At 74.6% G+C, this 12,246-nt stretch carries 13 protein-coding genes; 5 read left to right on the top strand and 8 right to left on the bottom strand.

Going from position 1 to position 12,246, the window contains the following annotated elements; genetic code table 11:
- Positions 1-136 precede the first annotated feature (136 nt).
- Positions 137-460 (bottom strand): putative quinol monooxygenase, encoded by a 324-nt coding sequence (locus ACIRBX_RS27100; RefSeq protein WP_402300345.1) that lies wholly within the window; start codon positions 458-460, stop codon positions 137-139.
- Positions 461-668: 208 nt separating this feature from the next.
- On the opposite strand from ACIRBX_RS27100, the gene ACIRBX_RS27095 reads away from it, so the two are divergent.
- Positions 669-2,429 (top strand): hypothetical protein, encoded by a 1,761-nt coding sequence (locus tag ACIRBX_RS27095; RefSeq protein ID WP_402300342.1) that lies wholly within the window; start codon positions 669-671, stop codon positions 2,427-2,429.
- Positions 2,430-2,604: 175 nt separating this feature from the next.
- A complete protein-coding gene (locus tag ACIRBX_RS27090; protein ID WP_402300339.1) occupies positions 2,605-2,883 on the top strand; it encodes a hypothetical protein in 279 nt (92 codons plus the stop codon).
- 164 nt (positions 2,884-3,047) lie between these two features.
- Here ACIRBX_RS27090 and ACIRBX_RS27085 read toward each other — a convergent pair whose 3' ends face one another.
- Positions 3,048-3,536, bottom strand: coding sequence for a hypothetical protein (locus tag ACIRBX_RS27085; RefSeq protein ID WP_402300337.1), 489 nt, complete (start codon positions 3,534-3,536; stop codon positions 3,048-3,050).
- Positions 3,537-3,772: 236 nt separating this feature from the next.
- On the opposite strand from ACIRBX_RS27085, the gene ACIRBX_RS27080 reads away from it, so the two are divergent.
- Together ACIRBX_RS27080 and ACIRBX_RS27075 are read left to right on the top strand one after the other, a co-directional pair.
- Positions 3,773-4,798 carry a helix-turn-helix domain-containing protein gene (locus ACIRBX_RS27080; RefSeq protein WP_402300336.1) on the top strand — a complete coding sequence of 342 codons (1,026 nt, stop codon included), beginning with the start codon at positions 3,773-3,775 and terminating at the stop codon, positions 4,796-4,798.
- 160 nt (positions 4,799-4,958) lie between these two features.
- On the top strand, positions 4,959-5,459 hold the full coding sequence (locus ACIRBX_RS27075; protein WP_402300334.1) for a hypothetical protein: 501 nt from the start codon (positions 4,959-4,961) through the stop codon (positions 5,457-5,459).
- A 262-nt stretch (positions 5,460-5,721) separates the two neighbouring features.
- On the opposite strand, the gene ACIRBX_RS27070 is transcribed toward ACIRBX_RS27075, so the two are convergent.
- From ACIRBX_RS27070 to ACIRBX_RS27050, 5 genes are all read right to left on the bottom strand, one after another.
- The gene (locus ACIRBX_RS27070; protein WP_402300333.1) at positions 5,722-7,017 is read right to left on the bottom strand and encodes an MFS transporter; all 1,296 of its coding nucleotides are present in this window, start codon (positions 7,015-7,017) and stop codon (positions 5,722-5,724) included.
- Complete coding sequence (locus ACIRBX_RS27065; protein WP_402300331.1) at positions 7,014-7,589, bottom strand: helix-turn-helix domain-containing protein; 576 nt, start codon at positions 7,587-7,589, stop codon at positions 7,014-7,016. The genes ACIRBX_RS27070 and ACIRBX_RS27065 overlap by 4 nt, the downstream gene beginning before the upstream one ends.
- Positions 7,590-7,665: 76 nt before the next feature.
- Positions 7,666-8,364 carry a hypothetical protein gene (locus ACIRBX_RS27060; RefSeq protein ID WP_402300329.1) on the bottom strand — a complete coding sequence of 233 codons (699 nt, stop codon included), beginning with the start codon at positions 8,362-8,364 and terminating at the stop codon, positions 7,666-7,668.
- A 145-nt stretch (positions 8,365-8,509) separates the two neighbouring features.
- On the bottom strand, positions 8,510-9,334 hold the full coding sequence (locus ACIRBX_RS27055; RefSeq protein WP_402300328.1) for an ABC transporter permease subunit: 825 nt from the start codon (positions 9,332-9,334) through the stop codon (positions 8,510-8,512).
- Complete coding sequence (locus ACIRBX_RS27050) at positions 9,331-10,341, bottom strand: ABC transporter ATP-binding protein (protein ID WP_402300324.1); 1,011 nt, start codon at positions 10,339-10,341, stop codon at positions 9,331-9,333. The genes ACIRBX_RS27055 and ACIRBX_RS27050 overlap by 4 nt, the downstream gene beginning before the upstream one ends.
- 155 nt (positions 10,342-10,496) lie before the next feature.
- On the opposite strand from ACIRBX_RS27050, the gene ACIRBX_RS27045 reads away from it, so the two are divergent.
- Entirely contained in the window at positions 10,497-11,765 is a 1,269-nt protein-coding gene (locus ACIRBX_RS27045; protein WP_402300323.1) for an MFS transporter, read from the top strand.
- A gap of 85 nt (positions 11,766-11,850) precedes the next feature.
- Here ACIRBX_RS27045 and ACIRBX_RS27040 read toward each other — a convergent pair whose 3' ends face one another.
- Positions 11,851-12,093: a hypothetical protein gene (locus ACIRBX_RS27040; RefSeq protein WP_402300320.1), complete on the bottom strand. Its 243-nt coding sequence runs from the start codon at positions 12,091-12,093 to the stop codon at positions 11,851-11,853.
- Positions 12,094-12,246: the final 153 nt, after the last annotated feature.

Below are 12,246 nucleotides of genomic sequence, written 5' to 3'. Positions count from 1 at the left end.
CGCGCCCGTTACGCGCCGGGGGGCGCGGGGGGGGGCGGGGGCCGGGGGGGCCCCCCCCCCCCCCGCGCCGCGCCGGGGGGGGGGGCCCCCGCCCCGGGGGGGGGGGGGGCGCCCCGCCAGGGTGGTGCCGGGGCGGTCAGTCGACCTGGAGCTCGCCCATCCGGCTCCAGCCGGTGGCACCCTCGATGGTGGTGCTGACGATCTCGGGAGTTCGGGTGACCAGCGGGCGCATGGTCTCCAGGCCGGCCGCGAAGTGGGCGGAGGTGACGTGCGCCTCGGCAGCGCCGTCGGCGAACGCCTCGACCAGGACGTAGGTGTCCGGCTCCTCCAGGCTGCGGGACCACTCGAACCAGAGGTTGCCCTCCTCCGCGCGGGTGGCGCGGGTGAAGTCCGCGACCTTCTCCGGCCAGACGTCGACGTACTCGGGCTTGACGGGGAATTTCACCACAATGAAGATCATCCACCGATTGTAGGCATCTCGGGCAGGCCGGTCCGACCACCGGTCAGGTCGCCCGCGGTGCCGGGGCACACGGTGGGTCAGGACCGGTCACCGGATGGAGCCGTACGGTTGTGACGCCCCGGGGCCGCCACTAGCGTTCGAATCGTCCTGCTCGGTCCGGGCCCTGGCCGGGAGTCCGCCTCGTGTACCCGTGGCATCGGAGATACCCGTGCTCAGTCCGCTCCCGCGCGCCCCGTTCCCACGCGCCGTCAGAACCGGTGCGCTCATCGCCGCGCTGCTCCTGACCGCCATCCCGGCCGCGGCGGTGGCGGCTCCCGCGCCCCGGGTGACGCAGCGGTCGCTGACTCCCACCAGCGCCCTCCCGGACACCCCGGTCGCGGCCCGCCTGGAGGTCGAGTCCGCCACCTGCTTCACCGTGGCGGTGCTGGGGGTCGGCATCCGGGACGCGGCCGGCAGCAACCTGGACTTCCCTGGCGCTCTGACGAACCAGCAGGTCTGCCCGAGGGGGGTGACGCTGACCACCGGGACGCGGTCGTTCCCCGCCGGGACGTACCGGATGTTCGGCTTCTACCAGGAACTCGGCGGCACCTGGCACAACCTGCCGGAGCAGACCCTCACCGTCGCCGAGCCCCCGTTGGTGGTGACGGCCGACAAACTGACCCCGAAGTCGGCCGAGCCGGGCACTCCGGTGGTCGGGCAGCTGACCCTGCACGCGTCGAAGTGCTTCACGGCGGCGGTGCTGGGGGTCGGTGTCCGGGACGCGGCGGGCAACAACCTGGACTTCCCCGGCGGTCTGACGAACCAGCAGGTCTGCCCGAAGGGGCTGACGGTGAAGACCGGGGCGCGGTCGTTCGCAGCGGGCACCTACCGGATGTTCGGCTTCTACCAGGACCAGGCCGGCGGCTGGCACAACCTGCCGGAGCAGCCCTTCACCGTCGCCGAGGCCCCGCTGGTGGTGACGGCCGACCGAGTGGCCCCGGACAACGCCACCGCCGGCAGCCCCGTCACCGGGCAGCTGACCCTGCACGCGTCGAAGTGCTTCACGGCGGCGGTGCTGGGGGTCGGTGTCCGAGACGCGGCGGGCAACAACCTGGACTTCCCCGGCGCCCCGACGAACCGCCAGGTCTGCACCCAGGACGTGACGGTGAAGACCGGGGCGCGGTCGTTCCCCGCCGGGACGTACCGGATGTTCGGCTTCTACCAGGACCAGGCCGGCGGCTGGCACAACCTGCCGGAGCAGCCCTTCACCGTCTCGCCCGCCTCCACCGAGGACCCGACGGCCCCGGTCGCGGGGAAGCAGCTCGTCTGGCGGGAGGAGTTCGACCGGCCGATCTCCGCCCTCAAGTGGAACAAGGCGACCAGTAGCGCCTACCGCTACGGCACCTACAACCCGGACGACGACAAGCTCGACCGGATCGACCCCGGCAAGGTCACCGTGGCGGACGGCGCGGCGGTCTTCAGCGCCCGGCGGAGCGACTTCACCCTCCCCAACGGGCGGACGGCGTGGGACACCGGCCTGATCACCACCGAGCACACGGCGGAGCGGTTCATGGTGCGGACCGGCGACTACGCCGAGACCCGGGTCCGGATGCCGAAGGAGCTGGGTGCCTGGCCCGCGCTCTGGACCTGGCACCAGGGCGGCAACGAGATCGACTCCTTCGAGTACCACCCGGACAACCCCTCGCTGCTGGAGCTGACCAACCACGTCAACCCGGCTCAGAAGTTCTGGCACGACGACACCGTCGTGAAGCCCGGCGAGTGGGTGACCATCGGCACCCACTACGGCGCCCGGTCGGTGGACTGGTACGTCAACGACGTCAAGGTCTTCGAGGACCGGGCGGGGGTCGGCCCGCACTGGTCCGCCTACCTCATCCTCAACCTCTCGCTCTGCTCCGGGGAGTACCACCCCTCCCCGAAGGCGGGGACCACGGTCAGCTTCGCCTCGGACTACGTCCGGGTCTACCGCTGAGGGCGGGGGACGGCGGCGGTCGAGGCGGTCGGTCGGCCCGGGGGCCGCGCTGCCGCTCGGGGCCGGCGCCCCCTCGCGGCCGGTCCGATCCCCTCCACCCGGACCACCGGACCTCGGGCCGGGCCGCCCGGCCGGGACCTGCCACGGTGGGTCGGGGCCGTCAGGAGTAGCGTCCGTGTCGGTGCATACGGTGCCTACGGTCATCGGGTGGGGGGAGAACATGATCGGATCGCAGGTCGTGCGTCGCTGGATCGAATCGGTGGCCGGTCAGTCCGTGGTGACCGCGGTGATGGGCGCCCTGGCCTGGTGGCCGCAGACGGGGGCGCAGCGGCTGGTCTGCGGGATTCTCTTCGTGCTCGGGGTCCTGAATCTGCTGTTGATGGTTCTCGGCCCGTACCTGGTGCGGCGCGCGAGGGCGAAGGGCCGCCTACGAGGCCGCCACTCCCGGAGCTGAACCAGCAAGGGCCCCCGCGCCGAGCCCCGGTCGCCGTGCCGGGGACGACGGGCGGCAGCCGCCTGACCGGCCGTCAGGACCACCGGTCCACCGGTCCACCCTCCGGGTCCGGGTCGGCACGAGGCCTGCTCCGGGTGAGCCGACCCGGAGCCGGAGCGATCGGGTCAGTCGGTCAGCACCGCGTCGGCCACCGCGATCGCGAAGGTCCCGGTGTCGGCCGCCTCGGGGTGGGCGTCCTCGCTCACCGTCACCGTGCCGTCGTCGAGCACCCCGGTGGCGTCGGCGGCGATCCGGGCCGGCACGAGTGCGGTCGCGGTGTTCCGGGCGGGCAGGCCCTTGGGGTAGTGGCAGGTCACCGTCTGGCCGGAGACCGTGCACCGCTCGGGGAAGAACGGCTCCTCGGGGGTGGTGCCCTGGGGGAGGGTGACCACCAGGGTGAAGGCGCCGCTGCGGGCCGAGCCCGTGTTGGCCACCAGCGTGCGGACGGTCGCCAGCCCGCCGGCCGGTTCGGGCTCGGGGTCCTGCGCCGTCACCCCGAGCGGTCCGGCTGTCACCGCGAGCGGCCCGGCCGCCGCCGCGCTCGGCCCCGCCGGGAGCACCACCATCGCCCACGCACAGCAGACGGCTGCCGACGCAGCCAGCTTCCGGACCACCGGACCAACTCCTCACACGACGGGACGTCACCAGGACGGTGGACGAACGTCCGTCCACGGTAGGCGGACCCACCGCACCGGGCCCGGCACCGGCACGCCCACCGCCCGGCGCGCCCGCCCGACGGGCGCAGCGCAGCGGGCCGGGATGACTGCTCGTCAAATGGACAATTCGTTGACGTCCATCGGACAATCGGGCACCTTCAGCACAGCCTTGATCGTTCGAGGGGGACGTACGCATGGGACGCCGAGAGGCCCCGCTGGATCCGGGGCAGGGCCCGCTCGCCCGCTTCGCCCTCGACCTGAGGGAGCTGCGCCGCACCGCCGGTTCGCCCTCCTACCAGGAACTGGCCCGGCTCACCCACTACGCCGCCTCCACCCTGGCGGCGGCTGCGGCCGGCCACAAGGCACCGAGCCGGGCGGTGCTGGCGGCGTACGTGGACGCCTGCGGCGGTGACGTCGAGGAGTGGGAGCGCCGCCGCCTCGCCCTGGCGACGGCGGAGGCGGCGGAGCTGCCCGAGGTGCCCGAGCTGCCTGAGGCGGTGACCGGACCCGACGGGAAGTCAGCTGCCATTCCGCCGGCCGCGGCTGTCGGCCCCTCGGCCCCGGCGGAGCAGGGACCCCGGCGGCGAGCGTCCACCCTGCTGCGCCGGCTCGGCGCGCTGGGGGCGGCCGCCGTGCTGCTGCTCACCTGCGCCGCCTCGCAGTCGCCGGACGCCGAGACCGACGACCAGCGCCGCTGGCTGCGGCTCGGCACCGACGTGCCCGAGCACTACCGCGAGCTGATCGTCCGGGCCGGCACGCTCTGCGCGGCGCCGCAGGTCTCACCGGCCCTGGTGGCCGCGATCCTCAAGACCGAGAGCGGCTTCGACCCCCACCTGCACGATCCGGCGCGGGACGAGTACGGCATCGCCCGCTGGACGCCCCGGGTGCTCCGGTACTACCTGCCCGTCGACGAGCAGCGCCGGATGCCGGAGCCGCCCTTCGACGAGCGGACCTCGATCCTGGCGCTCGGCCGGATGCTCTGCACCCTCGCCCCGCAACTGGAGGGCGTGGCCGGCGACCCGGTGATGAACCTGGCGGCTGCCTACCGGACCGCGAGCTGGGTGGTGCAGAAGGAGAACGGAGTGCCGGAGCGGCTGCGCGCCTACACCGAGGTGGTCCGGGGGCACCTGCTGGCGTACGCGCCCGAGGAGGGCGCCTGCCTGCCGTACGCGGCCACCGCGAGCTCCTACCCGAGGGCGTGCGCGCCGTTCGCACACTGACCGGATCCGGGCCTCCCGGGATTGTCCGGTGATTGTCCGTCAATTGTCCGACGGGCCGCTGACCGGCGGAAACACGGCCCGGCATGCGGTTGTCTGGTGCCCGTCGCCGGGCCCGTCCGGTCCGGCGACGATCAGCCACGACCGAGGGGGAACCACACCCGTGTCCACGTCCCGCATCCGCAAGAGCCTGACCGCCGCCGTCACCGGCCTGGCCGCCTTCGCCGCCGTCCTGGTCTCCGCGCCCGGCGCCGCCGCCTACGACGGCAGCCCCTGCCACAGCCCGACGCAGCGCAGCCTCACCAACCCGTACAACGGCCACACCTCCACCGAGACCGTGACCTACTGCCCGCTCTGGCGCGGCAACGTCCCGGTGTACGCCACCCGTGACCTGAACAGCGGCATCGTCGGCTACCTGGTCTACGGCGGGTCCTCGAACTGGTTCGTCTTCGAGAAGCAGGGCGCCACCGTCAGCCTGGCGGGCGGCGTCAACAACTGGTGGGCCAGCACCCTCGCCGACAACGGCAAGTGGGGCTGGGTCCCGGAGGTCTACTTCTCCGGCGGCGACAACTACGAGGACGACCGCGGCCTCTACATGCCGGGCGACGTCTCCTGCGTCTGGCCGTGCAGCGGCCAGTTCCCCACCGCCCCCTGGCGTGCCTGACACCTCGTCACCCCACCGCAGGCCCCCGGTCGCCCCACCGACCGGGGGCCTGCGGCCGTCCGGGCGCGGCTGCCCGGGTGTGGCCGCCCGGTGCCCGGCGGGCCCGGTGTCGGACGACGTGGGGTGGAGGGCGACGGGATCGTCGAGGGCCGGTGACCCGCAGGGCGGCGGGCGGGACGCGGGGCATGGTGAGGGCTCCGCGATCCGCCCGCCGGTGGGAGAGCCCCGGGGCGGGGACGGCCGGGGCCGTGGGGGCGAGCCGTCAGATGCCTGCGGCCGGCTCGGTGGGGAGGTCGCGGCGGGTGCGGAGCGGGGAGGCGAGCAGGATCAGGGCGGCGAGCGGGATGCCGGCGGTCATCAGCCAGAGGGCCGGGCGCAGGCCGAGCTGGTCGCCGAGCAGTCCGCCGAGCAGGGCGCCGACCGGGATGGCGCCGAAGTTGAGGACGGAGCTGCTGGCGGAGAGCCGCCCGAGCAGGGCGGTCGGGCAGTAGGCCTGCTGGAAGGTCGACTTGATGACGTTCCCGGCGACGATGCCGGCCGAGACGCCGAAGCCGCCGAGGACCAGCAGGGCGAGCCGGGGGCCGGGAGCGGTCAGCGGGATCAGCAACGCCAGGGCGGGCAGGGCCAGTTCGAGCACCAGCATGCCCCGGGCGGTGCCGAGGCGGGCGGCCACCGGGCGGGCGATGGCCGCGCCGACGATGCCGCCGGTGGAAGCGAGGGCGACCAGCAGGCCCACGGTGCCTTCGGCCAGGCCGAGTTCGCGGACCAGGAAGAGCACCAGCAGGGACTGGTAGCCGGTGAGCATGACGTTCGAGGTGGCGCCGAAGAGCACGAAGGTGCGGAACCAGACGTCGCGGGCCAGCAGCCGCAGCCCCTCGCCGATCTCCCGGCGCAGCTCGCGGCGGGGCGCCTCGGCGCGGGCCGGCTCGCGGTGCCGGATCCGCCGGGTGCACCAGAGCGAGAGCACGAAGGTCACGCTGTTGGCGAGCAGGGAGCTGACCGGGCCGGTGAGTTGGGCGATCAGGCCGCCCGCGCCGAGACCGGCGATGCCGGCGGCGGAGGCGCTGCCGTGCAGCTTGGCGTTCCCCTCGGCCTGGTCGGCGGGGGCGAGCAGGCGGGGCAGGTAGGCGGTGTAGGCGGTCTGGAAGAACACCCCGGCCACGCCGGTGGCCAGCGCGACCAGCAGCAGGTGGGCCAGGGTGAGCACCCCGAGGTGGGCGGCGAGCGGGACGGTGGCGAAGAGCAGCAGCGAGGTGGCGGAGGAGGCCAGCATGATCGGCCGGCTGGGCAGCCGGTCCACCCAGACGCCGACCGGTAAGCCGATCAGCAGCCAGGGCAGCCAACCGGCCGCACCGAGCAGGCCCACCTGGAGCCCGGAGGCTTGCAGCTGGGTCACCGCGATCAGCGGCAGCGCCAGGCCGGTGACGGCCGAGCCGAACTTGTTGGCGGTCTCGCCGGTCCACAGCAGCCGGAAGTCACGGTGGCGGCGGAGCAGGCCGCCCGGGGTGGCCGGGGTGGCCGGGGCGGTGTCGGCCGGGGGCGGGCAGGTGGTGGTCACGGGGTCTCCGTCCGGGGGAGGGCCTGGAGTTGCAGCAGCACGGGCCGGGCGGCCGGGTCGGGGACGGCGTCCGCCGGCGGGGTGTGGCGCTCCACGACGGCGGCCAAGTCCTCCAGCAGTGCGTGGAGTTGGCCGGGTGTCAGGCGCAGCTTGGTCCAGTCCGAGATGCGGCCGGCCCCGCGCCACTCCTCGGGCCACTCGGCGGCGAGCGAGTCGGCGACCCGCTGGTACTGGGTGCGGAGCAGCTCGGCCAGGTAGACGTCCAGGGCGGTGCTGGTCTGCGGGTCGGCCCGCAGCTCGGTGGTGTGCAGGACGTTCCCCTCGGCCCGGGCCCGCCACCACCGTTCGCGCTTGGTGCCGCGCCCCGCCTCCTCCTCGATGAAGCCGTGCTCGGCGAGGTGGCGCAGGTGCCAGCTGATGGTGCCGGTGGATTCGCCGAGCGGTTCGCTGAGCCGGGCGGAGGTGGCGGGGCCGTGGGTGCGGAGGTGGTCGAGGATGCGCATCCGGAGCGGGTGCGCGAGGGCCCGCAGGCTCCTCGGGTCGATCTGACGGGGCGTCGGCTCCTGGGTCATGACAGGAACCGTATCGTGCAGAGGAGTCTCTGCATAGGGTTCTTTGCAGAGAGTTCTCTGTATCTCTGGCGAGTGGTCAGCCCTCCTCGCGCGGGACGGCGGCGAAGACCGGGGCCTCGGTGGCGCGGACCAGCCGGTACCAGGGCAGGTGGCGGTCGAAGCGGGCCCGGCTGCCGGGCGCGGCGGAGCGGAGGTCGGCGATCAGGGCGGAGTCCGGGACCCGGCAGGCCAGTTCGGCGAGCACGGGGTCGGTGTCCGGGGCGCGGAGAGCGGGAGCGGGGAGCAGCGGCAGCTCGGGGCCGACGGGGTGCAGGCCGTCCCAGAAGTCGTCCGCGTACGCCGACGGGTCCTCGTCCGGGCCGTACTCGTCGGCGATCTCCTCGGCGGTGGTGAGCAGCCGGTCCAGCCAGTGGGCGAGCGAGTCGGCCTGCACGTACAGGCCGCCCTCCCGGTACTGCATCAGCACCTGGCCCCACCGCCCGTCGCCGGGCGCGATGTCCACCCAGGTCAGCCCGCCGCCACCGTCGTCGGTGACCACCCGGCGCGGCTCCGGCAGCCCGTGGTCGGATCCCTGGCGGGGGTGGGCCAGCAGGTCGAACTCCAGCGGCGGGAAGGTGAACCCGCCGACGGCGGCGAGCAGTTCGGCGACCTCGGCCGGGACGGGGCCGGCGAGCCGGCCGCCCGGGAGGACGCGCAGCTCGTACGGGACCCGGGTGGCGAGCGCGTGCAGGCGGGTGAGGATGCTCTCGGGGGTGGGGCTGTCTCCGGTGATCACGCCCGCCAGGCTATCCAGCGGTCCGGCACCGTGCGGTCCGGCGTCGTGCGGGATGGCACCGTGCGGGACGGCCGTGGGGTCCGGCGCCGCGCGGTCGGGCGCCGTGCGGTCCGACGGGGAGGGACGGCCGGGAGGTGATGGCGACTCAGCCGGTGAGGTCCCGGCGGGTGAAGGCGGCGAAGGCCACCGCGATGCCCGCCGCGCCGACCAGGGTCAGCAGGCCCAGCGCGCCCCAGGGGACGGTGGCGGTGGCCAGGGCGTCGCCGGGCGCGTAGTAGTGGAACGGGCTGAGGTGGCGCAGCGGCGCGGCCGGACGCCAGGCCAGGGCCAGGAAGTTGAGCGCGAAGCCGACGGCGCCGAAGGCGATCACCGCACCGAGCACCTGGGCCCGGCCCCGGGCGAGCGCGGAGACGGCCAGGGCCGGGCCGGTCATGCAGAGCGAGAAGCCGAAGCCGAGCAGGCCGGCCACCCAGACCCCGGTCAGCGGCACGTCCGCGTGCACGGCCGGGGTGAGCGCGACCCCGGCGGCGACGGTGAGGGTGGCTGCCAGGTTGAGCAGCAGGGCGACGGCGAGTAGGGCGGCGGTCCGCTCGCCCAGCAGGCGGGCCCGGGAGACCGGACGGACCATCAGGAGTTCGAGGGTGCCTGCCTCCGCATCGGCGGCCACCGCCGCCGCGCCCAGCGAACCGACGGCGGTCAGCTGGATGGCGATCCAGAACGGGTGGACCAGCCCCGCGCCGAGCAGCCCCGGGTAGCTGGCGATCGACACCCGGCCGGACGAGCCGCTGAACGCCTGGAACGCCCCGGCCGGTGCTCTGCCCCCGCCCCCGGCGAACAGCTGGGCGGGGGAGAGGGTTCCGGCCACCACCACGATCAGCGCCTCGAAGACCACCATGCCGACCAGCAGTGCGAGCAGCATCCGGCGCCGCCGGAGCAGGGACAGCCGGAACAGCGGGAACCGCCGGATCATGACTCCTCCTCGGTGCTGCCGGACGCGGGGCCGGGGCCCGGCACGTGACCGGACACGGGACCGACCCCGGCGTCCGGAGCCGCCGTGGCCGAGGGATCGCCGGGCGCCTCGCGGTAGAGGTCGAGGAACGCCTCGTCCAGGCCCGCCTCCTCCACCGTCAGATCGGTGACCGGCAGCGCCAGCAGACCGCGCAGCGCCGCCAGCACCTCGGACGGCGGCACCAGCAGCTCCACCCGGTCACCCGTCCCGGACCAGCGCGGCGACCACCGGTCCGCCCGGCCGAGCGGGCGCGGCCCCCGGCCGTCGCCGAACACCAGCCGCACTCGCCGGGCCCGGGCCTCGCGCAGTTCGGTGACGGCGCGCACCGTCACCAGCCGCCCGGCCCGGACGATCGCCACCCGCTCGCAGGCCCGCTGCACCTCGGGGAGCACATGGCTGGAGAGCAGCACCGTCCGCCCGGCGGCCCGGGCCTCGGCGAGCAGTTCGAAGAAGCTCTCCTGCACCAGCGGATCCAGCCCCTCGGTCGGTTCGTCCAGCACCACCAACTCCGGTTCGTGCTGGAGGGCCTGGACCAGGCCCAGCTTCTGCTTCATGCCGCGCGAGTACTCCCGCACCGGCCGCCCGAGCACCGCCGCCGTCAGGCCGAGCCGCTCGCACAGCTCGGCCCGGCGCGGGGTCGGGGTGCCCTGGAGGTCGGCCAGCAGGTCCAGCGTCCGACGGCCGGTCAGCTCCGGGTAGAGGCGCAACTCGCCCGGCAGGTAGCCGAGTCGGGGGGCCAGCGCACGGTGGTCCGCGATCGGGTCCAGGCCGAGCGCCCGGACCCGGCCCGCAGTCGGCCGGAGCAGACCGGCCAGGCAGCGCAGCACGGTGGTCTTCCCGGCCCCGTTCGGCCCGAGCAGGCCGAACACCTCGCCCGCCGCGACGCTGAGGCCCACCCCCTCGACGCCGACCGTCCGCCCGTAGCGCTTGCCCAGCCCCTCGATCTCGATGGCGGCAGTACCGGACACCGGGCACCTCCTGCGAGGACGACTGGAGTCGGGATACCCGCCCGGGCGCGTCCCACGCGGAAAACTCGCAAGACAGCGGGCCCCGGTGCTCCCTAGCATCGGGCTGCCCGTGCCCACCGGCGGGGGCGGCCACCCCACCCCCGATTGGTCCCGCCGTGAAACAGCTCCTGCCGCCCGTGCTCCGCGAGGAGCCGCAGTTCGCCCGGCTGTTCGCCGGGCACACGCTCTCCGTCCTCGGCGACCGGATCGCCATGGTGGCGCTGCCGTTCGCGGTGCTGGCGATCGGCGGCTCGATGGCCGACGTCGGCCTGGTCGCGGCGGCCGGGCTGGTGCCGATGCTGCTCTTCACCCTGGCGGGCGGGGTGTGGGCGGACCGCTTCCCCCGGCACCGGATCATGCTGCTCTCCGACCTGGTGCGGTGCGTCGTGCAGGGGGCGGTGGCGGTGCTGCTGCTCACCGGCCACGCCCAAGTGCCGTACCTGGTAGGGCTGATGATGCTCTTCGGCACCGCCGACGCGTTCTTCGCACCGGCGGCCACCGGGCTGCTGCCGCTGCTGGTGTCCACCGAGCGGCTGCGCGAGGCCAACGCGCTGCGCGGCGTGGTGCAGTCGGCCGCCCTGGTGGTCGGCCCCGCGCTGGCGGGCGGCCTGGTCGCGCTGGCCGGGCCCGGCGGTGCGCTGGCGGTGGACGCGGTGAGCTTCGCGCTCAGCGCCGCCTTCCTGGCCCGGCTGCACCCGCGGGCCGGGGCGGCGGCCGAGCAGGGTGCGGACGGCAGCTTCCTGGCCCAGCTGCGGGAGGGCTGGAGCCAGGTGCGGAGCCGGAGTTGGGTCTGGTCCGGGATGGCCGCGATGGGCGTCTACCACGTGGTGGTGCTGCCCTCGATCTTCGTGCTGGGCCCGGTGCTCGCCGAGCGGGAGTGGGACGGTGCGAAGGGCTGGGCGATCGTCACCGCCGCCTTCGGCGTCGGCGCGGTCGTGGGAGACCTGTGGGCCTACCGGCTGCGCCCGGCAAGGCCGTTGGCGTTCGGCGCGGTGGCGCTCGCGGTGGCCTCCTGCCAGGCGGTGATCATCGGCGGGGCGCCGAACGTGCTGGTGGTCGCCGCGCTGGAGGCCGTCACCGGGGTCGGGGTCTCGGTGTTCTTCGTGCTCTGGGAGACCAGCCTCCAGGTCCACATCCCCGAGCACGCCCTCTCCCGGGTGAGCTCCTACGACTTCCTGCTCTCCTCCGGCCTGATGCCGCTCGGTCTGGTGGTGGCGGGGCCGGTCGCCGACGCGGCCGGCCTGCGGCCGACGCTGTACGTGATGAGCGCGGTCGGCGTCGCCGCCTCGCTGCTGCTGCTCGCCGTCCCGGCGGTCCGTCACCTCACCGACCGGGCCGAGCCGGAGCACGACCCGAAGGCGGACGGCGAGCCGCTCCCGGCCTGACCGGGCGCACCTGCCTGGCGGGGTGTAGCGGCCGGAGGCGGTCGCCGGGCCGCTGCTCCGGCGTCGCCTCGGGTGTCGCCTTCCGCTACTTCCTCGCCCCCACGGCCAGCCTCACGAGGGCGACCACCGCGATCAGCGGTATCAGCGCCAGCAGCGCCCAGCTGAGCGGCGCCAGCGGTCCGGACCCGCCATGGAGGTTGAGGTACACGGCGACTCCGCCCCAGATCCCCACGCCGACGCTGTCCCGCAGCCGGATCGTGCCGGTCCGCCGCATGGTGCCCACCATCCGCAGCAGCGACCAGACCGACAGGACGGGAGCGGCGATCACACCGCATACCTCGACAACACCCACGCCCGGACCCCACCCTCCGGCCTTCCGGCCCGTCCCAGCCCTGCCGACATGTGACTGAGTCGATTGCAGGCCATGGCCGATCGAATGTCAACGACCGTGCCATGAAAGGCTGTTGTGCCTGGCACCGAC

Origin of the sequence: Kitasatospora sp. NPDC096147, from assembly GCF_044763225.1 — a bacterium.
Classification (GTDB): domain Bacteria; phylum Actinomycetota; class Actinomycetes; order Streptomycetales; family Streptomycetaceae; genus Kitasatospora.
Note: the sequence above shows the minus strand (reverse complement) of the source record. Positions and strands in the feature narration are given on the sequence as shown.